We start from the raw sequence: 21,401 nt of genomic DNA on the forward strand, positions 1-21,401 counted from the left end.
CCATGACTAGCCCGATTCCCAAACCCGTGTCGCCGGCCAGCCCGGTGGACCAGAGCCTGCTCTACCCCTCGCCCTACAAAGAGTTCTGGCAAGCCTTCGCGCGCAACAAAGGCGCTGTAATGGGCCTGGCCTTCATGTGCCTGGTGGTGTTCTGTGCGCTGTTTGCACCGTGGGTCGCCCCGCATGACCCCAGCGAGCAGTACCGCGACTTCCTGCTGACACCGCCCGTGTGGCTGGAGGGCGGCACCTGGCAATTCATCCTCGGCACTGACGAGCTGGGCCGCGACCTGCTTTCACGCTTGATCCAGGGCGCGCGGCTGTCGCTGCTGATCGGCCTGTCGTCAGTGGTGATATCGCTGATCCCGGGCATCCTGCTGGGCCTGCTGGCCGGCTTTTTCCCGCAATTGCTCGGCCCATCGATCATGCGTCTGATGGACGTGATGCTGGCCCTGCCCTCGCTGCTGCTGGCGGTGGCCATCGTTGCCATCCTCGGCCCAGGCCTGATCAACACCGTCATTGCCATTGCCATCGTTTCCCTGCCCTCCTACGTGCGCCTGACCCGTGCCGCCGTGATGGGCGAGCTGAACCGCGACTACGTGACCGCAGCACGCCTGGCCGGTGCCGGGCTACCACGGCTGATGTTCGTCACCGTGCTGCCCAACTGCATGGCACCGCTGATCGTGCAGGCAACCCTCAGCTTCTCCTCGGCGATCCTCGACGCCGCTGCCCTGGGTTTCCTCGGCCTCGGTGTACAGCCGCCAACCCCGGAGTGGGGCACCATGCTGGCTTCGGCCCGTGACTACATTGAGCGCGCCTGGTGGGTGGTGAGCCTGCCTGGCCTGACCATTCTGCTCAGTGTGCTGGCAATCAACCTGATGGGCGACGGCCTGCGCGATGCGCTGGACCCGAAACTCAAGAATGCCGCCTGAGGAGAACGCCATGTCACTGTTGCAGATCAACAACCTGAACGTGCGCTTCGGCGACGCCACGGCGGTACCGGTGGTCGACGGCCTGGACCTGACGGTAGAAGCGGGCGAAATCCTGGCCATCGTCGGCGAATCCGGCTCGGGCAAATCGGTCACCATGATGGCCTTGATGGGCCTGATCGACGCCCCCGGGCGCATCACCGCCGACGCCCTCACCTTCGATGGCACCGACATGCTCAAGCTCAGCGGCCGCCAGCGGCGCAAGGTGGTGGGCAAGGACATCGCCATGGTCTTCCAGGACCCGATGACCGCGCTCAACCCCAGCTACACCGTGGGTTACCAGATCGAGGAAGTGCTGCGCCAGCACCTGGGCCTGAAGGGCAAGGCCGCGCGCCAGCGTGCCCTGGAGCTGCTGAAAAAAGTCGAGATCCCGGCAGCGGAAAGCCGCCTGGATGCCTACCCGCACCAGCTGTCCGGCGGCATGAGCCAGCGTGTGGCGATTGCCATGGCCATTGCCGGCGAGCCCAAGCTGCTGATCGCCGACGAACCGACCACGGCACTGGACGTGACCATCCAGGCGCAGATCATGGAGCTGCTGGTCAACCTGCAGAAGGAGCGCAACATGGCGCTCATTCTGATCACCCACGACCTCGCCGTGGTCGCCGAAACCGCCAGGCGCGTGTGCGTGATGTACGCCGGCCAGGCGGTGGAAGTAGGCCAGGTGCCTGAGTTGTTCGACGTGCCTGCCCACCCCTACAGCGAAGCCTTGCTGGCAGCGATCCCCGAGCACAGCATCGGCGCCGAACGCCTGGCCACCCTGCCCGGCATCGTCCCCGGCCGTTACGACCGCCCTGTCGGCTGCCTGTTGTCGCCGCGCTGCCCCTATGTGCAGGACAACTGCCGCCACCAACGGCCGCCCCTTGATCCCCAGGCGTACAGCCTGGTGCGCTGCTTCTACCCGCTGAACCAGGAGGTGGCGTAATGACCGTCGTTCTATCCGCCCGGGAGCTGACCCGGCATTACGAAGTCTCCCGCGGGCTGTTCAAAGGCCATGCGTTGGTCCGTGCGCTGAATGGTGTGTCGTTCGAACTGGAAGCCGGCAAGACCCTGGCCGTGGTTGGCGAGTCCGGCTGTGGCAAATCGACCCTGGCCCGCGCACTGACCCTGATCGAAGAGCCGTCCTCCGGCTCGCTGCAAATCGCCGGCACCGAGGTGAAAGGCGCCAGCAAGGCTGAGCGCAAGCAACTGCGCCGCGACGTGCAGATGGTGTTCCAGAGCCCCTACGCCTCGCTCAATCCCCGACAGAAGATTGGTGACCAATTGGCCGAGCCACTGCTGATAAACACCTCGCTGAGCAAGGCCGAGCGGCGTGAAAAAGTGCAGAAGATGATGGAACAGGTCGGCCTGCGCCCCGAGCACTATCAGCGTTACCCACACATGTTCTCCGGGGGCCAGCGCCAACGTATCGCCTTGGCCCGAGCGATGATGCTGCAACCGAAGGTGCTGGTAGCGGACGAGCCGACCTCGGCGCTGGACGTGTCGATCCAGGCGCAGGTACTGAACCTGTTCATGGACTTGCAGAAGGAATTCAACACCTCCTACGTGTTCATCTCGCACAACCTGGCGGTGGTGCGACATGTGGCCGATCAGGTGCTGGTGATGTACCTCGGGCGACCGGCGGAAATGGGGCCGAAAGAGGATATCTACGAGAGGCCGTTGCACCCGTATACCCAGGCGTTGCTGTCGGCAACTCCCACTATTCACCCGGACCCGCTGAAGCCGAAGATCCGCATTGCCGGGGAATTGCCCAACCCGCTCAACCCGCCGGATGGGTGTGCGTTTCACAAGCGGTGCCCGTATGCGACCGAGCGCTGTGCCAAGGAGGTGCCGGCGTTGCGGCAGGTGAGTACGCGGCAGGTGGCTTGCCATTATGCGGAGCAGTTTCTGTAGATGACCGGGGGCGCTTTGCGCCCCATTCGCCGCCTTATGCTGCGAGAGGGCCGCAAAGCGGCTCTTTCGGTCAATGCATGAAAATGGCGATCAGGATGATGACCGGAATCGGTACCCCAAGCATCCAGAGCAGTATCGAGCGCATGTCGGTTCTCCTTGCTTAACGTTGAATGGTGCGATGGGCGACGTATTCGCCTTCCAGCCACTGCACCTGGTCACGACGGCGACCACCATAAAGCGCTGCAAGGCTGGCGAAGAAGGCGCCACACAGCAGTGCTACAAAGGTCCACAGCGCGGTCCATGCAGCAGCCTTCGCGGCAGCCTCAGCCGCTTGCTTGGCCTGCAGCTTGAGCTGTTGCACCTGGGCCATCACCTGGTCGACGCGGGCCTCTGCTTCGGGTTGGGTCAAGCGGGTGCGTTGCGCCACCAACTGCGCCAGGTAAGCGCGGTCTTCAGGCGCAAGTGCACCGTCACCTGCCAGGCCCTTGGCCAGAATGCGCGCCGCTACCCCATTGGCGGCGTCCTCGCTCACCGGCGCAGGGCCGTCACCACGGAACAGGCTGTCGACGAAATACCCCATCGAATCCTTATCGGCATTGGCAGCCGCCGCGCCACCGGCAGCAGCACTCATGCCAACCACTTGCGTCGCCGCGCTGGCTCCAGCACCTACCAGGTTGCCCGCCGTACCCAGGACCAGCATCGCAGCTACCAAGGTGGCGACTGCCCAGGACAGGAACCCATGGGCGGTGTCGCGGAAGTACACTTCATCGCCATGCAAGTTGGCCCACTTCACACGCAGCCTGCCGGCGATATACCCGCCCAGGCCAGAAGCGATGATCTGCGTCAGCAACAGCCAGATGATGGTGGAAACCGCCAGCGTTTTCGCGCTCGCGCCCTCGTTGGCCCAAGGTGAAGTGGCGGCAAAGCCCAAGCCCGCACCCAGCACCACCAATATCAGGGATAAAGCGGCCGCCGCAGCAGCACCCGCGAAGATGGCCGCCCAGGAAACACCTGAGCGGCCTTGAGTATCGAAAACGGAGGAGTCGGCAGAGGGGATCATGATATGTGCGCCTATGTATGTTGTTAGCGAGAAGTCCATTCGCGCAGTAACCGTTGCAGAGGCTGTGCCATTCATTACAAAAAATTACTTACATAAAAATCAGATAGTTAGTGAATTCTTCGATTTAAGAATCGTGCAAAAAGCGCGAGTGGCGCTCCGGCATCAGGTGTTCTGCAATATTGTGGCCTTTACGCCGGCGAGGCATGATCTGGCAATGACGCTCCCTGACGACTCCGCCCAGACCCCGCTCACCGCTGACACCGTGCTGCGCTACCACCTGTGCTGGAAGCATCGAGACCTGGACGGGGTCATAGCGCTGTACCACCCCGACATCCAGTACCACGACTTTTTCCAGAACCGGGTGCTTGGCTACGTTGAGATGCGCGACTACGTACGCGCCTGCCTGCCCCATGAAGCCGGCGAAGACATCATTCACAGTGACCGCATCCGCGTCGATGGCTGCACCGCGTTCATCCAGTACCAGGTCACGGTCCAGGGTGGCGATGGCCTGGTGGCGTTCCAGTCCAGCGAGGCGATCACCGTCAAGGACGGCCTGATCTGGCGGGTCAACGAATACGCCACGCTGGTTCGCCAGAACAGCAGCGGGCGCACCAGTACCGGCCCGCGCCCTGCCACCAGCCGCCTGGGGTTGTCACCACGGCAACTGTCGACCATGGCCCAGGACCTGGAACACTACTTCCAGCGCCAGCGCCCCTACCTGGACCCGGAGCTGGACCTGCAGCAGGTCGCCGACGCCAGTGGTTACAGCCGCAACCAGATTTCCTACCTGCTCAACCAGGTGCTTGGGCAAAGCTTCTACCGCTACGTCAACCAGGCTCGCTTGCAACACCTGATGGCCAGCCTGGACGACGACAGCGTCGAGGCAACGATTGACGAGTTGGCGTTCAGCGCCGGCTTCAACTCACTGTCAGCGTTCTACAAGTGCTTCCGGGAACACACCGGCCTCACGCCCAAGGCGTACCTGAAGCAAATTTCCCTGCGTGCACGCACGTAAGACAGCCGCCCGCACAGCCCACTAGGATCGCCCACAAACCTTGACGGATGTGGAGCCCAACCCGATGCAACCCCTGCGCACGCTCAGCCTGTGGATGGACCAGCTCGACGAGCCACTGTGCGCTCGCCCGGCCCTGCGTGAAGACCTGGTTGCGGACGTGTGCATCATCGGTGCCGGCTACACCGGCCTGTGGACTGCCTACTACCTCAAGCGCCAGACCCCGCAGCTGAACGTCGCGGTGATCGACGCCAACATCGCCGGTTTCGGCGCCTCCGGGCGCAACGGCGGCTGGCTGATGGGCAACCTGCTGGGCGAAGACCGCCTGCTGGCCACCCTGTCGCCACAACAGCGCCGCGCCAGCATCGACCTGCTGCACGGCATTCCCGATGAAGTACAGCGTGTGCTGCAACGCGAAGGTATCGACTGCGACTACCGCAAAGGCGGCGTGCTGTACTGCGCCGCACGCTACCCGGAGCAGGAACGCAGCCTGCGCGCCTACCTGGACGATCTGTATCGCCAAGGCATGACCGAAGACGACTACCGCTGGCTGCGCCCCGAGCAACTGGACGCCCAACTGCGGGTCAGCAATGCCTTTGGCGCCATCTACAGCCCGCACACCGCGACCATCCAGCCGGCCAGACTCGTGCGCGGCTTGGCTCGGACAGTGGAGGCGATGGGCGTACCGATCTATGAAAACACGCCGGCCATCGATTGGCAGCCCGGCGAGGTGCGCACGCCGCTGGCACGGATTCGCTGCCAGTGGGTAGTGCCCGCCGTGGAAGGTTACGCTGCCAGCCTGCCGCCACTGGGCAAACATCAGTTGCCCGTACAGAGCCTGCTGGTCGCTACCGAACCACTGCCGGACTCGACCTGGGAGCAGATCGGCCTGAGCCAAGGCCAGGCCTTCAGCGAAAGCAGCCGCCAGGTCACCTATGGCCAGCGCACCGCCGACAACCGCCTGGTATTCGGTGCCCGCGGAGGCTATCGCTTCGGCGGCCGACTGCGCGAAAACTTCAACCTCGACGCGCAAGAAATCGAACTGCGTCGTTACCTGTTCAGCGAGCTTTTCCCGCAACTGAAACACGTACGCATCACCCACTCATGGGGGGGCAACCTGGGCATGGCCCGACGCTTCCGCCCGCACATGCTGTGCGACCGCCAGCGCGGCATCGCCCTGGCTGGCGGCTACGGCGGCGAAGGTGTCGGCGCCACCAACCTGGGCGGGCGCACACTTGCAGCGCTGATCCTCAACCAGCACAACGAACTGACCGCGCAGCCCTGGGTGCTCGACAACCGCCCGGTTTCCAGCCTGGCCAGCTGGCCACCCGAACCCTGCCGCTGGCTGGGCTACAACGCCATCATCCAAAGCTTCGTCCACGAGGACCGGACCCTCGCCAACCCCACCAGCGCGCCCTGGAGGCGGCGCCTTGCCAGCTCGCTTGCGGACTTCATGGAAGGCTTCATGCACTGACTTCCCTTTCCCATACACAGGATCCACCGGTCATGAGCATCACCCAGTTCAAGAACACTGACAGCGCCGTGCTCGACAGCAGCAACCCGGTCGCGGTACCGCTCGGCGAACCCGTAGCCGTGACGTCGGTCACCTGCGTGGAGCGCAGCGACGGCGTGGAAACCGGCATCTGGGAATGCACCCCCGGGCGCTGGCGCCGGCAGATCGTGCAACAGGAGTTCTGCCACTTCATCAAGGGCCGCTGTACCTTCACCCCCGACGGTGGCGAGCCCCTGGTCATAGAAGCCGGAGACGCATTGATGCTACCGGCCAACAGCACTGGCACCTGGGACATCCAGGATACCGTGCGCAAGACCTACGTCCTTATCTTCTGATCGGCTGATCGCCTGCCTTCGATAACAACAGACAAAGCAAGGTAACCCCGACATGCGCACGCTCCTTCTCGCTCCCCTGATGCTGGCCGCCAGCGTGGCCGGCGCCGCCGGAACGGTAAAGATCTACAACTGGTCCAGCTACGTCGCCCCCGACACGCTGAAAAACTTCCAGCAGGCCAGTGGCATCGTGCCCACCTACGACGTGTACGACAGCAACGAAACCCTCGACGGCAAGCTGATGACCGGCAACTCCGGCTACGACGTGGTGTTCCCCTCCAACCATTTCATGGCCCGGCAAATCCAGGGCAAGGCCCTGAAGCGCCTGGACAAGTCGCAGTTGCCCAACTGGCAAAACCTCAACCCGGTGCTGCTCAAGGCACTGGAGGTAAACGATCCGGGCAACCAGTACGGCTTCCCTTACCTGTGGGGCAGTACCGGCATCGGCTACAACATCGACAAGGTCAAGGCGGTGCTCGGCGACAATGCACCGGTTGATTCGTGGGACCTCATCTTCAAGCCCGAGTACATGAGCAAGCTGAAAAGCTGTGGCGTTGCCGTGCTGGACAACGGTCCTGAACTGCTGCCAATTGCCTTGCACTACCTGGGCCTGCCACACCATAGCCAGAACCCGGCAGACTACGACAAGGCCAAGGCGCTGCTGATGCAGGTACGCCCGTACATCAGCTACTTCCACTCATCGAAGTACACCGGCGACCTGGCCAACGGCGACATTTGCGTGGTGGTAGGTTTCTCGGGGGATGTGCTGCAGGCGAAGAACCGTGCCGAAGAGGCGAAGAACGGGGTGAAGGTGGGCTACTCGATCCCCAAGGAAGGCGCGCCCATGTGGTTCGACATGGTGGCCATGCCGGCGGATGCTCCGGATGAAAAAGCCGGGTATGCCTACATGAACTACCTGCTGCAGCCGGACGTGATGGCCAACATCAGCAACCATGTGCAGTACGCCAACGGCAACCTGAAGGCGGACGGGCTGGTGGATCCCGCGATGAAGGGTAATACGATGATTTACCCAAGCGAGGATGTGATGGGCAAGCTGTATGCGCTGGAGGCGATGCCGGCGAAGATCGACCGCATTCGCACGCGGATCTGGACCAGTATCAAAGCCGGGAATTGAAAAGGGGCCGCTTGGCGGCCCCATTCTCAATTATCAGTGATGCTCGCGGGTAGCGCGGAATTTGATGTCCGGCCAGCGCTCTTCCATCAGCGACAGGTTGACCCGGGTAGGCGCCAGGTAGGTCAGGTGACCACCACCGTCGATGGCCAGGTTTTCCATGGCCTTGGTCTGGAATTCCTCAAGCTTCTTCTTGTCGTCGCAGCTGATCCAGCGGGCCGACCACACGGTGATCGGCTCGTAGGCGCACTCGACCTTGTACTCTTCCTTCAGGCGGCTGGCGACCACGTCGAACTGCAGCACACCGACCGCGCCGAGGATGATGTCGTTGCTACGCTCCGGGAAGAACACCTGGGTAGCACCTTCTTCAGCCAGCTGCTGCAAGCCCTGGCGCAGCTGCTTGGACTTCAGCGGGTCCTTGAGGCGCACGCGACGGAACAGCTCCGGGGCGAAGTGCGGGATACCGGTGAAGCCCAGCGCTTCGCCTTCGGTGAAGGTGTCACCGATCTGGATGGTGCCATGGTTGTGCAGGCCAATGATGTCACCGGCAAAGGCCTCTTCCAGCTGTTCACGCTCGGAGGAGAAGAAGGTCAGCGCATCGCCGATACGCAGGTCCTTGTTCAGGCGCACGTGGCGCATCTTCATGCCCTTCTCGTACTTGCCCGAGCAGATGCGCATGAAGGCGATACGGTCGCGGTGTTTCGGGTCCATGTTCGCCTGGATCTTGAACACGAAGCCGGTGAACTTCTCTTCCACAGGCTCGACGGTACGCTCGTGGGCAACGCGGCCCAGCGGGCGCGGCGCCCAGTCGACCACGGCGTCGAGCACGTGATCCACACCGAAGTTGCCCAGTGCAGTACCGAAGAACACCGGGGTCAGCTGCCCGTTGATGAACTCTTCCTGGTTGAACTCATGGCAGGCGCCCTGCACCAGCTCCAGCTGCTCGACAAACGAGTCGTACTGGTCACCCAGGTGTGCGCGGGCTTCGTCCGAGTCCAGCTTCTGGATGATCTTGGCTTCGGTGCGCTCATGGCCGTGGCCAGGGGTGTACACCACGATGTAGTCGCCGGTGAGGTGGTACACGCCTTTGAAGTCGCGGTAGCAACCAATCGGCCAGGTGATCGGCGCGGCCTTGATCTTCAGTACGGCTTCGATCTCGTCCAGCAGTTCGATCGGGTCGCGGATGTCACGGTCGAGTTTGTTGATGAAGCTGACGATCGGCGTATCGCGCAGGCGGCACACGTCCATCAGGGCGATGGTACGCGGCTCAACCCCTTTACCGCCGTCGAGCACCATCAGCGCCGAGTCCACTGCGGTCAGGGTGCGGTAGGTGTCTTCCGAGAAGTCTTCGTGGCCGGGGGTGTCGAGCAGGTTGATCATGTGCTCGCGGTACGGGAACTGCATCACCGAGGTGGTGATGGAGATGCCGCGCTGCTTCTCCATTTCCATCCAGTCGGAGGTGGCGTGGCGGTCGGACTTGCGCGACTTCACGGTACCGGCGACGGCAATGGCCTTGCCCATCAGCAGCAGCTTCTCGGTGATGGTGGTCTTACCGGCGTCGGGGTGGGAAATGATTGCGAAAGTGCGGCGCTTCGCGACTTCGGCGGCCTGGTTGGTCATGGGAAATCGCCTGACTGGGGGATTTAAAAGGGGCGATATCATACCTGAAGTTGGGCGGGGACGAAAATCTGATCCCCGCCCGCTGGTCAATCACGCGCGTTTTGCCTGATCCTCACAAAAACCGTCAAGCGTGACAGGAGGCCGGCCGGGCATATGTACAACGAGTTCCAATGTCCCACCCAAGGCCTCCACATAGCTGCGCAGGGTGGATATCAACATGTCACTCCTCTTCTCCACTTTCGAAACATTGCCCTGACGAATATCGAGACGCTCCGCCAACTCTTCCTGCGTGATATCCAACTGCCTGCGCAATGCTTGCATGGTCATTTCTTCACGGATCAGTTCCCGACCGCGTGCTTCCACCCTCGCCCTGCGCTCAGGTGAAAGTTCGTTCATGACGTCATCGAGTGTTTTCATCGTTCAACCTCTGGACAGGTGCCGCTCGAAACGTGCGTCGGCACGGTCGATCAGGCTCCGGTAAAACCTACGCTCATTGATGCCTGCCTTGTCTCCCGCGACCAACAGCAACGCGCATCGAGATGGGTCAAAAGCGAACGCTACGCGCCACACACCATCGCCGACGCTGAACCGCAACTCTTTCATGTTCGCGTGCCTTGAACCCTTCAGGGTATCCACACGAGGTCGCCCTAAAGCCGGGCCGCGGCATGCAAGCAGGTGGAGGTGAGCCAACAGTTCATCCTGAACCTCCATTGCCAACCTCCCGAACTCGACTGTGAATTCTGGGCACATCCCTATAGACCACACAACAAAAATACCTCCGAGAGAATATTCCCTCAAGGAAATTATCGAGAAACTTCAAAGGGAATATTGCTTGGCGAGACAAGTGGCTTGATAGCAGGTAATTCAACGCCTTGATGTAAGAATTGCGCTTATTTTTCGCGTGAATTTTCTATTGCTCCAGTGATTAACGCTGGCCAAATGCCGCCTCAGATGGGAACCTTTACACCCACGGAGACGTCCACTCCCCTGCAACCCGCTTCGGTTGGGGATCGGTTTCATCAGCATTTTCGGGCCCGACGGGGTTCGGCTCATGGCCTGATCGCAGCCTTCGGCGTGTATCAAGCTGCTACTCGCGAACACACCATCCGCCGCCAGGCCTGGCCGGCAAAAAAGAAGTGTGCTCGCCGACTACACAAGGAGTCCGCCTGTGGCAAAACGCTACGGAAAAGGGCTGTTGGGATGCGCCATCGTGCTCGTCATCCTGGCCCTGCTGATCCACTGGATCGGCATCGACACGATCACGCGTTATCGCGACGATCTTGGGTTCTACCTGCAAGCGCACCTGGTACTGGTGCTGGCTTCGATGGCGGCGGCGTTGGCCGTGGGCATCCCCGCTGGCATTGCGCTCAGTCGACCGCACCGGGTCGACAAAGCCGAGCGCTTCATGCAGTTCTTCAACGTTGGCAACACCATCCCTCCCCTGGCCGTTCTGGCCATCGCCCTGAGTATTCTGGGCATCGGCGCCGGGCCTGCGATCTTCGCACTGTTCCTCGCCTCTCTCTTGCCCATCGTGCGCAACACCTACGAGGGCCTGAAAAACGTCCCCGCCTCGCTCAAGGAAGCCGCCACCGGCATCGGCATGACCCCGCGCCAGCAACTCTGGCAGGTGGAATTGCCCAACGCCGTGCCGATCATTGTCGGCGGTGTTCGCGTGGCCCTGGCGTTGAACGTGGGCACCGCGCCCCTGGCTTTCCTGATCGGTGCCAACAGCCTGGGCAGCCTGATCTTCCCCGGCATCGCCCTGAACAACCAGCCACAGCTGCTGCTGGGCGCCGCGTGCACCGCGCTGCTGGCCCTGGTGCTGGACGCAGCGGTGAGTTTCTCCAGCAAGCGCTGGCTGGAACGTGGCCTGGCCCAATAAGGATAGGGAACGTATGAAGAAAAGAATCGCCTTGCTGCTGGGCGCGGCCCTGCTGTTCGCAGGATTTGCCCAAGCAGCTGAAAAACCGCTGGTGCGCATCGGCGCGCGGGTATTCACCGAACAGACCGTGCTCGCCGAAATCACCGCGCAATACCTGCGTGCCAATGGCTTCGACGTGCGTGTCACCACCGGCCTTGGCAGCAACATCGCACGCCAGGCCCAGGAGACCGGCCAGCTCGACCTGATGTGGGAATACACGGGCGTGTCGCTGGTGTCGTATAACCACATCGACGAGCGCATGCCCAACGCCGAAGCCACTTTCGCCAGGGTAAAGGCACTGGATGCCAAGAAGGACCTGATCTGGCTGACCCCGTCGAAGTTCAGCAACACCTACGCACTGGGCCTGCCCCGCCAAGTGGCCGAAGCCTACCCGCAGGTGAACACCATCAGCGACCTCAGCCAGGTGCTGCATGACGAAAGCCAGCGCACCCACCTGGTGGCGCTGGACACCGAGTTCGCCAACCGCCCCGACGGCCTGGTCGGCCTGCGCGAGATGTACGGCCTGCCGCTGGACCGTCGCAACATCCGCCAGATGGACGGCGGCCTCGTCTACACGGCCATGCGCAACAACCAGGTGTTCGCTGGCTTGGTGTATACCACCGATGGCCGCCTGAACGCCTTCGACCTCAAGCTGCTGAAAGACGACAAACACTACTTCCCGGACTACACCGCCGCCCCGGTGGTGCGCAAGGCGGTGCTCGACGCCAACCCGCAACTGGCCGGCCTGCTCAAGCCGCTGGCCGAGCAGCTGGATGACGAAACCATGCGCCAGCTCAACGCCAAGGTCGACGTCGAGCACCAGAACCCGACCGCCGTCGCCGCCGCCTTCCTGCGTGAACACCCACTGAACAGCGAGGGCCAGCCATGAACCTGATCGATACCTTCAGCCACCTGGACTGGGCCCAGGTGCTGCAACTGACCTGGCAGCACATCATGCTGGTGGGCATAGCAGTAGGCCTGGCGATCCTCGTCGGGGTGCCGCTGGGCATTCTGATGACGCGCTTCCCGGCCCTCGCTGGCCCATTGCAGGCCAGCGCCACGGTGCTGCTCACCATCCCCTCCATTGCCCTGTTCGGCCTTCTGCTGCCGTTCTACTCCAAATTTGGCCAAGGCCTTGGACCACTCCCGGCGATCACTGCCGTGTTCCTCTATTCGCTGCTGCCAATCATGCGCAACACCTACCTGGCCCTGACCAACGTCGAGCCCGGCATCCGTGAAGCCGCACGCGGCATCGGCATGACCTTCGGCCAGCGCCTGCGCATGGTCGAGCTGCCCATCGCAGTGCCGGTGATCCTCGCCGGTGTGCGCACCGCCGTGGTCATGAACATCGGCGTCATGACCATCGCCGCCACCATCGGCGCCGGCGGCCTGGGTGTGCTCATCCTCACCTCCATCAGCCGCAGCGACATGTCGATGCTGCTGGTCGGCGCCGTGCTGGTCAGCCTGCTGGCGATCATTGCCGACCTGCTCCTGCAAACCCTGCAACGTGCCCTGACTCCAGAAGGACTGCGCTCATGATCGAACTGAAGAACCTCAGCAAAACCTTCAACGTCAACGGCAAGGACGTGAAAGCCGTCGACGCGGTAAACCTCACCGTCAACGAAGGGGAAATCTGCGTGTTCCTCGGCCCCTCGGGCTGCGGCAAAAGCACCACGCTGAAAATGATCAACCGCCTGATCACCCCCACCTCCGGCCAGGTGTTCATCAACGGCGAAGACACCAGCGGCCTGGACGAAGTGACCCTGCGTCGCCGCATCGGCTACGTGATCCAGCAGATCGGCCTGTTCCCCAACATGACCATCGAGGAGAACATCACCGTGGTCCCGCGCCTGCTCGGCTGGGACAAGCAAAAATGCCACGAGCGTGCGCGCGAGCTGATGCACATGATCAAGCTGGAGCCCAAGCAGTACCTGCAGCGCTACCCGCGTGAACTGTCCGGTGGCCAGCAACAGCGCATCGGCGTGATCCGCGCGCTGGCAGCCGAGGCCCCGGTGCTGCTTATGGACGAACCCTTCGGCGCGGTCGACCCGATCAACCGCGAGATGATCCAGAACGAGTTCTTCGAGATGCAGCGGGCGCTGAACAAGACGGTGATCATGGTCAGCCACGACATCGACGAAGCCATCAAGCTGGGCGACAAGATCGCCATTTTCCGCGCCGGCAAGCTGCTGCAGCTGGACCACCCGGACACCCTGCTGGCGCATCCGGTGGATGACTTCGTGAGCAACTTCGTAGGCCAGGACAGCACGCTGAAACGCTTGCTGCTGGTGCGTGCCGAGGATGCCGCAGACAACGCGCCGTCGGTGAGCCCGGAGACGCCGGTGAGCGATGCGCTGGAGCTGCTGGACGAGCACGACCGCCGCTACGTAGTGGTGACCGATGCACAGAACAAGGCGCTGGGTTATGTGCGCCGACGCGACATGCACCGCCAGCAAGGCACGTGCGGGGACTTCCTGCGCCAGTTCAATGCCACGGCTTCGCATGATGAGCATTTGCGCATCCTGCTGTCGCGGATGTACGAATTTAATAGGGCGTGGTTGCCGGTGCTGGATGCCGAGCAGGTGTTCTTGGGCGAGGTGACGCAGGAGTCGATTGCGGCTTATCTGAGTTCGGGTAGGTCGCGGGGGGCGAAGACCAGTATCGTTTCGCCGGCTGAGGCGGTGGCTTCGTAATCGCCGGGGGCGCGTTGCGCCCCGGCAATTTCAGATCAGAACCCTACACTGGCCTGCACATAGAAGGTGCGCGGCTCACCCACATAAATGCCGGCATTGTTGTCGCTGGAACGGGTGAAGTACTGCTTGTCGAACAGGTTCTTCACCCCCGCCGCCAACTTCAGATTGGACATCTCTGGCCCGAACTCATACCCGCCACGGGCATGCCAGGTCACATAACCCGGAATATCGCCATACTGCCCATCGGCACTCGGCTCGGTGATGTAGTCACCATTGAAGCTGCCGTCGGCGTTGATCCCGGTGCCCGGCGCACGCTGCTTGGATTGGGCGTAGGCATCCAGGTTCCAGGTCCAGCGGTTGACCTCGTAACGCACGCCGGCAGTGGCCACCTGGCGTGAGTAGAACGGCAGGTCACGGCCCTTGAAGCCGGGAATCTCGCCTTCATAGGTGGCGCGGGTGTAGGTGTAGCCGCCGTTCACCGACAGGCCTTCGAAGCGCGGGTCCAGCCCGGCCAGGTCATAACGAACCGACGCTTCGATACCCTGGTGCTTGGTGGCGCCCAGGTTGGTCCAACCCACATCGTTGCTGATGTACTGCAACTCGTCATCGAAGTCGATGTAGAACGCCGTCAGCTCACCGGCGAAACCACCATTGTCATACCGCGTACCGATCTCGTAGGTCTTGGCCTTTTCCGGCTCCAGGCCATTGGCCGTGCTGTTGCCGGTGCCGCCCTGGCCCAGCTGGAAGTACTGCAGGCTGCCGAACGAGGTCTCGTAGTTGGCGAACACCTTCCAGGCATCGGAGATGTGGTACATCACGCTCAACGCTGGCAGCGGCTCGTTGCTGGTAATGCTGCGCTTCTTCTCGGCCACCGGGCGGTTGTTGGCGCCCAGCACCGGGCGGTCGCGCCAGTCGGTGTTGATGTGCTCGAAGCGGATGCCTGGGGTGATGGTCCAGTTGCCGACATCGATCTTGTCGTCGATGTAGTAGGCGCTGGCCTCGGTGCCGCCACTGCGGTCCTGGAACACGTGGCCGTCCGAAGTCGGGGTCTGGGTCGGCACATTGTCGATCAGCGCCAGACGGGTCGACTGCTCGCGCATGGCTTCTTTCAGGTAGCGGTAGCCGACGCTGACTTCCTGGGTGGTCGGGCCGGCGAAGAAGATCCGCGACACACGTGGCTCGATGGCGAAGGTGTGGTAGTTGCGCGGGTACGATGACAGGGTCTTCATGTCACGCGAGGCGATGGCGCTGCCGCGGTAGCTGTCGGTGTAGTAGGTCAGCACTTCGAACTGGGTGGCATCGTCAAGCTGGCGCTGCCACTTGAACGACACGTCCTTGCGGCGACCGGCGAAGTAGTCGTAATCGCGCAGCGACTGGTACGGGTTGCTGTCGTACTGGGCCTGGGTCAGGCCACCGGGCATGTCGGCGCGGCCATCGTAGTAGTGGAAGTTGAGCCAGAACTCGTCGACATCGGTCGGCGCCCAGTGGGTCTTGAGGATAACGTCGTCGATGTCGTTGCCGTTGTTGCTTTCACGGTAACCGTTGCCGTTGACGCCGGTATACAGCAGTGCCACCCCCATGCCGTTGTCTGCCGTGCCGCCGACGAAGGCCGACTCGGTGTGCTTCCAGCCGCCGTGCTGGGAGGTTTCCAGGGTGGTGGACAGCTCTGCCGAGGCCTTTTCCGGAATTGCCCGGGTGACGAAGTTGATCACCCCTCCCACGTTCTGCGGGCCATAACGCACCGAGCCTGCGCCACGTACCACGTCGATGCTGTCGAGGTTGCCCGAGGAAATCGGCGCCATCGACAGCTGAGGCTGGCCATACGGCGCGAACGCGGCCGGGATGCCGTCGATCAACACGGTGGAGCGCGGCGACAGGCGCGAGGTCAGGCCGCGCACGCCCACGTTCAGCGACAGATCGCTGCCGCCAGTGCCGTTGGAATCCTGCACCTGCACACCCGGGATGCCACGCAGCACATCGCGAACGTTCATGGCGCCCTTTTCCACCATCGCCTCGCGGCGCACCACGGTGCGGGCGCCGGGGTGGTTCTGCACCACGCTCTGCTGCGCATCGCCCAGCCAGTCACCGACTACCTTGATGTCGGTGGGCGCCAGCTCCAGGCTGCCACTGCCCAGGTCAAGGGTAGTCGGCAGCGGCTTTACCACAACGGTGTCCTGGGACACCTCGAAGGTCAGCCCGCTGCCTTGCAGCAACTCTTTCAGCGCTTGCACCGGCGCCAGGTTGCCAGACACCGCCGGGGCCTGCTTGCCAGCCACCAACTCGGGGCTGAAGAACAGTTGCAGGTTGGTCTGCTGGCCAAGCTGGCTCAGCGCCGATCCCAGTGGCTGGGCCTGGATCTGGATGGTGTTGCCGGCCTGTGCAGCCTGGCTGTTGACGGCCACGGCACTGACCGCCAGGGCCAGCGCCAGGGCGGGCAAACGTGGGAAAGGTTTGTTGTTGTTCACGTCGTCGAAACATCCTGAATGCGGAATAAACGCCAACTGCGTGCAAATGGAAATGCTTGGCAGTTGCAGCTGGCGAGGAAGACGAACGAGTGGAAAAAAACCTGAATCTATTTCGCAATTATTTCGCGGGAGCCGTCTTCATGGGCCTTGATGGCCACCGGCAGGATGCTCGGCAAGGCCCGCAGCAGCGCGTCGGTGTCGTCGGTGCTGAAAGTGCTGGAAAGACGCATCTGGGCGACTTTGCCCGGGGCAACCCGCAACGGTTGGCTGCGGTAGCGCGAGGCTTCAGCCACTACCTCGGCCAAGGTCGCGTTATCGAACACCAGCTTGCCCTGGCGCCAGGCGGTCACAGCGGCAGCATTGACTGCGTAAGGTGCGGTGACCGCGCCTTGAGCGTCTATTTGCGAACCCTGCCCGGCCGTAAGCTGCGCAAGTGACGCTCCCTTGCCCTGCACACGCACCGAACCCTGCTCCACCGCTACCCGCGTGCTGGCCGGGTCCAGGCGAACGTCAAAGCGGGTACCGGTTACCGTCACACGGCCCTGGGCGGTGTCGACCACGAACGGCCTGGCGCTGTCGTGGGCGACGCTGAACATCACCTCCCCGGCGCTCAGGCGGATATGCCGCTGTCCGGCGCTGAAATCGACCTGCACCTGTGTGTTGCCATTAAGTTCCAGGTGCGTGCCATCCGGCAACTCAACCTGGCGGCGCTCGTTAAAGGCAGTCTGCAGGCTGTCCTGATGGTTCAGTTGCTGGTAGTGCCAGCCGGCCCAGCCCAGCCCCAACGCCAACACCGCAACACTGGCGGCCAAGGCCTGACGCACAAAGCGCCGACGAGGCAGCTGCTGCACCGGTTCCGGCTGGCACAGCGCTTCAAGGCGCTGGCGTGGAATGACGCTGGCGGCCTGCCAAACGCGACTGAGGTGTTCGTACTCTTCCCGGTGGCGCTCGTCGCTCGCCAACCAGGCACGCAACTGTTTCTGCAGCCCGGCATCCCGAGGCGCATCCTGCTCGCGGGCGAACCATGCGGCCGCCTGCTCGCGGACGGTATCGGTACCGTGCTGTTTCATCGAAAAGGTCTCCTGACGCTTCATGCCGACACATCCACATGTTCACGCAAGTGCCGGAGCGTGCGGATCATATACTTTTCGACCATGTTCTTGCTCAACCCCATGCGCTCGGCGATTTCGGCTTGGGTAAGGCCTTCGAGCTTCTGCCAGATGAACACCTGCCGGCAGTTGAGCGGCAGCTCGGCCAGTGCCCGCTCGACGCTGTCGGCCAGCTCCAGGGCTTGCACGTAGGCCTCCGGGTCGCCACTGCCGCTACCGCCATCGTCGAAAGCTTCCAGTTCCAGGGCCTGGCGGCGGTCTTCGCGGCGCAAGCCATCCACGACAATGTTGCGTGCGGTCTGGTGCAAGTAGGCACGCGGCTGCTCAACCTGTTCGCGCGGGTTCTCCAGTACCCGGACAAAGGCATCGTGGGTGAGGTCCTCGGCCTGCTGACGACTGCGCAGTTTGCGCGTCCAGGTGCCGATCAGCTCATGGTAATGGTCGAGGAAGCCTTTGTGTCCGGACACGGTCGGGGGTCATCAGGAAGGCAGACAAGGGTGCGAATAGTAATGTTTCTCATCAAAACCAGCAAATCCGCCAGTCGGTAACAAAAAATTTATCAGCCATTTCCTGTACGTGGGTACCAGGAAAATGTGGCCATAAATATGAACACCCCTGGCCCTTTCGCGGGTAAACCCGCTCCCACAGGAATGGCGAAAACCCTGTAGGAGCGGGTTTACCGGCGAAGGCCCCAATGCGGTCTATTCCACAATTTTTTACGCTTGAAACATCGTGGGGAACATCAGCCGGTCACATGGGTCGTCTATTCAAATGGCTGGTCGTCGATCCACGCCGATCACGCCCGGATTACCTGTTGATTCTGCATTCTTCACGCCCTAAAGTGCGCGCCGAACGTCCATGCTGGAAACGATCCATCCGGCTCAAGTACTGAGTAGGCGAACCAAAGTGGGGATACGGAGGACGTTCAGTTTGCAGCCACTTATTCTTTCAGTTTGCCCATGGAGTCCCTGAGCATGTCGATCCAGGTCGAAGACTATTTCGCGCGTGACACCTTCCAGAAAATGAAGGCGTTCGCCGACAAGCAGGAAACCCCGTTCGTACTCATCGATACCCAGATGATCAGCCAGGCCTATGACGACCTGCGCGCCGGTTTCGAATTCGCCAAGGTGTACTACGCGGTCAAGGCCAACCCGGCCGTCGAAATCATCGACCTTCTCAAAGAGAAAGGTTCGAGCTTCGACATCGCCTCGATCTACGAGCTGGACAAAGTGCTGGGCCGTGGCGTCAGCGCCGACCGTATCAGCTACGGCAACACCATCAAGAAGTCCAAGGACATCCGCTACTTCTACGAGAAGGGCGTGCGCCTGTACGCCACCGACTCGGAAGCCGACCTGCGCAACATCGCCAAGGCCGCACCGGGCTCGAAAGTGTACGTGCGTATCCTGACTGAAGGCTCGACCACGGCTGACTGGCCGCTGTCCCGCAAGTTCGGCTGCCAGACCGACATGGCCATGGACCTGCTGATCCTCGCCCGCGACCTGGGCCTGGTGCCTTACGGCATCTCCTTCCACGTGGGCTCGCAGCAGCGCGACATCAGCGTGTGGGATGCTGCCATTGCCAAGGTCAAGGTGATCTTCGAGCGCCTGAAGGAAGAAGATGGCATCGAGCTCAAGCTGATCAACATGGGTGGCGGCTTCCCGGCCAACTACATCACCCGTACCAACAGCCTGGAAACCTACGCTGAAGAAATCATCCGCTTCCTGAAGGAAGACTTCGGTGACGAGCTGCCGGAAATCATCCTGGAGCCAGGCCGCTCGCTGATTGCCAACGCCGGTATCCTGGTCAGCGAAGTGGTGCTGGTGGCGCGCAAGTCGCGTACCGCAGTCGAGCGCTGGATCTACACCGATGTGGGCAAGTTCTCCGGCCTGATCGAAACCATGGACGAAGCCATCAAGTTCCCGATCTGGACCGAGAAGAAAGGCGAAGCCGAAGAAGTGGTCATCGCCGGCCCGACCTGCGACAGCGCCGACATCATGTACGAAAACTACAAGTACGGCCTGCCGCTGAACCTGGCCATCGGTGACCGCCTGTACTGGCTGTCGACCGGCGCCTACACCACCAGCTACAGCGCGGTGGAATTCAACGGCTTCCCGCCGCTGAAGGCTTACTACCTGTAATGCAGAACGGGGCCGCAAGGCCCCGTTTTTGTTTGCGTGCCCCCAAGGCCGCTCCTACACCTGACCGCGTCAACCGGTCGGATTGGAACGGTCTTCGCGCCGTTCGATCTCCTCGGCATACCGCCCCGCAAAGGCCATCAACACCGGCCCAGCGCCCTGCAAGGTCACCAACGCAGCGCGCAGGAAATTCATGTTCCCCTCAACCCGCGCCCGCTCCAACCACTGCCCGGCCTCCGCCATCTGCCCGCGCTCTACCAGTACCAGCGCCAGGCTGAACATCCCTCGAAAATCCCCAGCCTCAGCCGAACGCCGATACCAGCGCACCGCTCGCGCCGGGCTTGGCGCCGTTGCAATGCCCTGCTCCAGGTAACGCCCGTACAGGTTCATCGACTTGGCATGCCCCATCTGCGCAGCCTTCTCGTAGCACATCAGTGCCTGCGCCTGATTGGCCGGCACCCCGCGACCAGTGGCCAGCAGGTTGCCCAGATTGTAAAGGCCCCAATCCAAACCGGCATCAGCCGCGCGCGCATAGTGGATGGCCGCCTGCGTCAGGCTCGGCTCGCCGCCCCAACCATGCTCCAGGCAACGCCCGAGCATGTTGTGCGCCATGGCACTGCCGCCCTGTGCGGCGATGCCAAACCAACGCCGGGCCACGGTGGCATCCTCCTGGATTCCACGGCCATCCAGCAGGATCTGCCCCAACAGCAACTGCGCCTCGACCGCGCCCTGCCCCGCTGCCGCCAGAATCGCCTGAGCGGCCTTGCCGGGGCTTTCCTCCAGCATGGCCTGCAAACCGGCCACATCCACCACTTCCTCACGTCGCAACTGGTAGGACACGGCTCATACCTCAGCCCAGCGGCGCAGCAGGTTGTGGTACGTGCCGGTCAGTTGCAGCAGCGACGGATGGTCCGGCACATCGGCAGTCAATTGCTGGATAGCGTTATCCATCTCGAACAACAGCGTCCGCTGGCTGTCCTCACGCACCAGGCTCTGGGTCCAGAAAAATGCGGCGTAACGCTGGCCACGGGTTACCGGGTTTACCTTGTGCAGGCTGGTGCCGGGGTACAGCACCAGGTCACCGGCGGCCAACTTGACCTGCTGCACGCCGTAAGTGTCCTGAATCACCAACTCGCCACCGTCGTAGCTGTCAGGGTCGCTGAGGAACAGCGTGGAAGACAGGTCGGTACGCACCCGCTCCGGGCTGCCCTTGGGCTGGCGCAGGGCGTTGTCGATGTGAAAACCGAAGTTGCCGCCTTCGCGGTAGCAGTTGATCAGCGGCGGGAACACCTTGTGTGGCAAGGCCGCCGACATGAAGCGCGGGGTTTTCCACAGCCGGTCGATCAGCGCGCTGCCAATCTCCTTGGCCAGCGGGTGCCCTTCCGGCAACTGCAGGTTGTGCTTGGCCTTGGCCGACTGGTAGCCAGCCGTAGCCTTGCCATCAGCCCAGTCGGCCTGCTCCAGCGCCTCGCGAATACGGGCCAGCTCATCAGCGTCGAACAGGCCTGGGATGTGAAGCAGCATGGCAGCAGC

General features: G+C 62.4%; 21 protein-coding genes. 12 read left to right on the top strand and 9 right to left on the bottom strand.

Going from position 1 to position 21,401, the window contains the following annotated elements:
- The first annotated feature begins 2 nt into the window (after positions 1-2).
- From B9A31_RS17895 to B9A31_RS17905, 3 genes are read left to right on the top strand one after another with little or no spacing between them, the layout of a single operon-like run.
- Positions 3-929, top strand: coding sequence for an ABC transporter permease subunit (locus B9A31_RS17895; protein ID WP_019098681.1), 927 nt, complete (start codon positions 3-5; stop codon positions 927-929).
- A gap of 10 nt (positions 930-939) precedes the next feature.
- Positions 940-1,908: an ABC transporter ATP-binding protein gene (locus B9A31_RS17900; RefSeq protein WP_016713171.1), complete on the top strand. Its 969-nt coding sequence runs from the start codon at positions 940-942 to the stop codon at positions 1,906-1,908.
- A complete protein-coding gene (locus B9A31_RS17905) occupies positions 1,908-2,876 on the top strand; it encodes a peptide ABC transporter ATP-binding protein (protein WP_084297188.1) in 969 nt (322 codons plus the stop codon). Before B9A31_RS17900 ends, B9A31_RS17905 begins: the two co-directional genes overlap by 1 nt.
- Positions 2,877-3,036: 160 nt before the next feature.
- Here B9A31_RS17905 and B9A31_RS17910 read toward each other — a convergent pair whose 3' ends face one another.
- Positions 3,037-3,936, bottom strand: coding sequence for a hypothetical protein (locus tag B9A31_RS17910; protein WP_025753800.1), 900 nt, complete (start codon positions 3,934-3,936; stop codon positions 3,037-3,039).
- 214 nt (positions 3,937-4,150) lie between these two features.
- Here B9A31_RS17910 and B9A31_RS17915 point away from each other — a divergent pair, with 214 nt between their 5' ends.
- The 4 genes from B9A31_RS17915 (at position 4,151) to B9A31_RS17930 (ending at position 7,928) form a co-directional block, all read left to right on the top strand.
- Positions 4,151-4,951, top strand: coding sequence for an AraC family transcriptional regulator (locus tag B9A31_RS17915; RefSeq protein WP_084297189.1), 801 nt, complete (start codon positions 4,151-4,153; stop codon positions 4,949-4,951).
- A 64-nt stretch (positions 4,952-5,015) separates the two neighbouring features.
- Complete coding sequence (locus tag B9A31_RS17920) at positions 5,016-6,422, top strand: NAD(P)/FAD-dependent oxidoreductase (protein WP_084297190.1); 1,407 nt, start codon at positions 5,016-5,018, stop codon at positions 6,420-6,422.
- A gap of 32 nt (positions 6,423-6,454) precedes the next feature.
- Entirely contained in the window at positions 6,455-6,796 is a 342-nt protein-coding gene (locus tag B9A31_RS17925) for a cupin domain-containing protein (RefSeq protein ID WP_016713177.1), read from the top strand.
- A 52-nt stretch (positions 6,797-6,848) separates the two neighbouring features.
- Positions 6,849-7,928: a polyamine ABC transporter substrate-binding protein gene (locus B9A31_RS17930; protein ID WP_084297191.1), complete on the top strand. Its 1,080-nt coding sequence runs from the start codon at positions 6,849-6,851 to the stop codon at positions 7,926-7,928.
- Positions 7,929-7,961: 33 nt separating this feature from the next.
- On the opposite strand, the gene B9A31_RS17935 is transcribed toward B9A31_RS17930, so the two are convergent.
- From B9A31_RS17935 to B9A31_RS17945, 3 genes are all read right to left on the bottom strand, one after another.
- Entirely contained in the window at positions 7,962-9,545 is a 1,584-nt protein-coding gene (locus tag B9A31_RS17935) for a peptide chain release factor 3 (RefSeq protein ID WP_016713179.1), read from the bottom strand.
- A gap of 90 nt (positions 9,546-9,635) precedes the next feature.
- Positions 9,636-9,962, bottom strand: a complete 327-nt coding sequence (locus B9A31_RS17940; protein WP_019098676.1) for an XRE family transcriptional regulator — start codon at positions 9,960-9,962, stop codon at positions 9,636-9,638.
- Positions 9,963-9,965: 3 nt separating this feature from the next.
- A complete protein-coding gene (locus B9A31_RS17945) occupies positions 9,966-10,295 on the bottom strand; it encodes a type II toxin-antitoxin system RelE/ParE family toxin (RefSeq protein WP_084297192.1) in 330 nt (109 codons plus the stop codon).
- 418 nt (positions 10,296-10,713) lie between these two features.
- On the opposite strand from B9A31_RS17945, the gene B9A31_RS17950 reads away from it, so the two are divergent.
- Genes B9A31_RS17950 through B9A31_RS17965 form a run of 4 tightly spaced genes read left to right on the top strand, consistent with a single transcriptional unit; the run spans position 10,714 to position 14,159 of the window.
- Complete coding sequence (locus tag B9A31_RS17950; protein WP_016713180.1) at positions 10,714-11,427, top strand: ABC transporter permease; 714 nt, start codon at positions 10,714-10,716, stop codon at positions 11,425-11,427.
- A gap of 13 nt (positions 11,428-11,440) precedes the next feature.
- A complete protein-coding gene (locus B9A31_RS17955) occupies positions 11,441-12,355 on the top strand; it encodes a glycine betaine ABC transporter substrate-binding protein (protein WP_016713181.1) in 915 nt (304 codons plus the stop codon).
- Positions 12,352-13,005, top strand: a complete 654-nt coding sequence (locus tag B9A31_RS17960; protein WP_016713182.1) for an ABC transporter permease — start codon at positions 12,352-12,354, stop codon at positions 13,003-13,005. Before B9A31_RS17955 ends, B9A31_RS17960 begins: the two co-directional genes overlap by 4 nt.
- On the top strand, positions 13,002-14,159 hold the full coding sequence (locus B9A31_RS17965) for an osmoprotectant ABC transporter ATP-binding protein OsmV (protein ID WP_019098675.1): 1,158 nt from the start codon (positions 13,002-13,004) through the stop codon (positions 14,157-14,159). The genes B9A31_RS17960 and B9A31_RS17965 overlap by 4 nt, the downstream gene beginning before the upstream one ends.
- Positions 14,160-14,194: 35 nt before the next feature.
- Here B9A31_RS17965 and B9A31_RS17970 read toward each other — a convergent pair whose 3' ends face one another.
- From B9A31_RS17970 to B9A31_RS17980, 3 genes are all read right to left on the bottom strand, one after another.
- A complete protein-coding gene (locus tag B9A31_RS17970) occupies positions 14,195-16,624 on the bottom strand; it encodes a TonB-dependent siderophore receptor (RefSeq protein ID WP_084297193.1) in 2,430 nt (809 codons plus the stop codon).
- 107 nt (positions 16,625-16,731) lie between these two features.
- The gene (locus B9A31_RS17975) at positions 16,732-17,694 is read right to left on the bottom strand and encodes a FecR family protein (RefSeq protein ID WP_084297194.1); all 963 of its coding nucleotides are present in this window, start codon (positions 17,692-17,694) and stop codon (positions 16,732-16,734) included.
- A 20-nt stretch (positions 17,695-17,714) separates the two neighbouring features.
- Positions 17,715-18,200: a sigma-70 family RNA polymerase sigma factor gene (locus tag B9A31_RS17980; RefSeq protein ID WP_019098673.1), complete on the bottom strand. Its 486-nt coding sequence runs from the start codon at positions 18,198-18,200 to the stop codon at positions 17,715-17,717.
- A 507-nt stretch (positions 18,201-18,707) separates the two neighbouring features.
- Here B9A31_RS17980 and B9A31_RS17985 point away from each other — a divergent pair.
- Positions 18,708-19,871: a type III PLP-dependent enzyme gene (locus B9A31_RS17985; RefSeq protein WP_016713187.1), complete on the top strand. Its 1,164-nt coding sequence runs from the start codon at positions 18,708-18,710 to the stop codon at positions 19,869-19,871.
- Positions 19,872-19,940: 69 nt separating this feature from the next.
- Here B9A31_RS17985 and B9A31_RS17990 read toward each other — a convergent pair whose 3' ends face one another.
- Together B9A31_RS17990 and B9A31_RS17995 are read right to left on the bottom strand one after the other, a co-directional pair.
- Positions 19,941-20,708 carry a tetratricopeptide repeat protein gene (locus B9A31_RS17990; protein ID WP_016713188.1) on the bottom strand — a complete coding sequence of 256 codons (768 nt, stop codon included), beginning with the start codon at positions 20,706-20,708 and terminating at the stop codon, positions 19,941-19,943.
- 3 nt (positions 20,709-20,711) lie between these two features.
- Positions 20,712-21,392 (bottom strand): Fe2+-dependent dioxygenase, encoded by a 681-nt coding sequence (locus tag B9A31_RS17995; protein WP_025753806.1) that lies wholly within the window; start codon positions 21,390-21,392, stop codon positions 20,712-20,714.
- Positions 21,393-21,401 lie beyond the last annotated feature (9 nt).

Source organism: Pseudomonas sp. URIL14HWK12:I5, assembly GCF_900176445.1.
Lineage (GTDB): Bacteria > Pseudomonadota > Gammaproteobacteria > Pseudomonadales > Pseudomonadaceae > Aquipseudomonas > Aquipseudomonas monteilii.

What these genes read in the sequence shown, in the direction of transcription:
- B9A31_RS17955 (WP_016713181.1), top strand. Translation starts at nt 11,441, where the DNA reads ATGAAGAAAAGAATCGCCTTGCTGCTGGGCGCGGCCCTGCTGTTCGCA.
- B9A31_RS17895 (WP_019098681.1), top strand. Translation starts at nt 3, where the DNA reads ATGACTAGCCCGATTCCCAAACCCGTGTCGCCGGCCAGCCCGGTGGAC.
- B9A31_RS17995 (WP_025753806.1), bottom strand. Translation starts at nt 21,392, where the DNA reads ATGCTGCTTCACATCCCAGGCCTGTTCGACGCTGATGAGCTGGCCCGT.
- B9A31_RS17905 (WP_084297188.1), top strand. Translation starts at nt 1,908, where the DNA reads ATGACCGTCGTTCTATCCGCCCGGGAGCTGACCCGGCATTACGAAGTC.
- B9A31_RS17940 (WP_019098676.1), bottom strand. Translation starts at nt 9,962, where the DNA reads ATGAAAACACTCGATGACGTCATGAACGAACTTTCACCTGAGCGCAGG.
- B9A31_RS17915 (WP_084297189.1), top strand. Translation starts at nt 4,151, where the DNA reads ATGACGCTCCCTGACGACTCCGCCCAGACCCCGCTCACCGCTGACACC.
- B9A31_RS17985 (WP_016713187.1), top strand. Translation starts at nt 18,708, where the DNA reads ATGTCGATCCAGGTCGAAGACTATTTCGCGCGTGACACCTTCCAGAAA.
- B9A31_RS17965 (WP_019098675.1), top strand. Translation starts at nt 13,002, where the DNA reads ATGATCGAACTGAAGAACCTCAGCAAAACCTTCAACGTCAACGGCAAG.
- B9A31_RS17935 (WP_016713179.1), bottom strand. Translation starts at nt 9,545, where the DNA reads ATGACCAACCAGGCCGCCGAAGTCGCGAAGCGCCGCACTTTCGCAATC.
- B9A31_RS17930 (WP_084297191.1), top strand. Translation starts at nt 6,849, where the DNA reads ATGCGCACGCTCCTTCTCGCTCCCCTGATGCTGGCCGCCAGCGTGGCC.
- B9A31_RS17910 (WP_025753800.1), bottom strand. Translation starts at nt 3,936, where the DNA reads ATGATCCCCTCTGCCGACTCCTCCGTTTTCGATACTCAAGGCCGCTCA.
- B9A31_RS17925 (WP_016713177.1), top strand. Translation starts at nt 6,455, where the DNA reads ATGAGCATCACCCAGTTCAAGAACACTGACAGCGCCGTGCTCGACAGC.
- B9A31_RS17900 (WP_016713171.1), top strand. Translation starts at nt 940, where the DNA reads ATGTCACTGTTGCAGATCAACAACCTGAACGTGCGCTTCGGCGACGCC.
- B9A31_RS17945 (WP_084297192.1), bottom strand. Translation starts at nt 10,295, where the DNA reads ATGTGCCCAGAATTCACAGTCGAGTTCGGGAGGTTGGCAATGGAGGTT.
- B9A31_RS17975 (WP_084297194.1), bottom strand. Translation starts at nt 17,694, where the DNA reads ATGAAACAGCACGGTACCGATACCGTCCGCGAGCAGGCGGCCGCATGG.
- B9A31_RS17920 (WP_084297190.1), top strand. Translation starts at nt 5,016, where the DNA reads ATGCAACCCCTGCGCACGCTCAGCCTGTGGATGGACCAGCTCGACGAG.
- B9A31_RS17960 (WP_016713182.1), top strand. Translation starts at nt 12,352, where the DNA reads ATGAACCTGATCGATACCTTCAGCCACCTGGACTGGGCCCAGGTGCTG.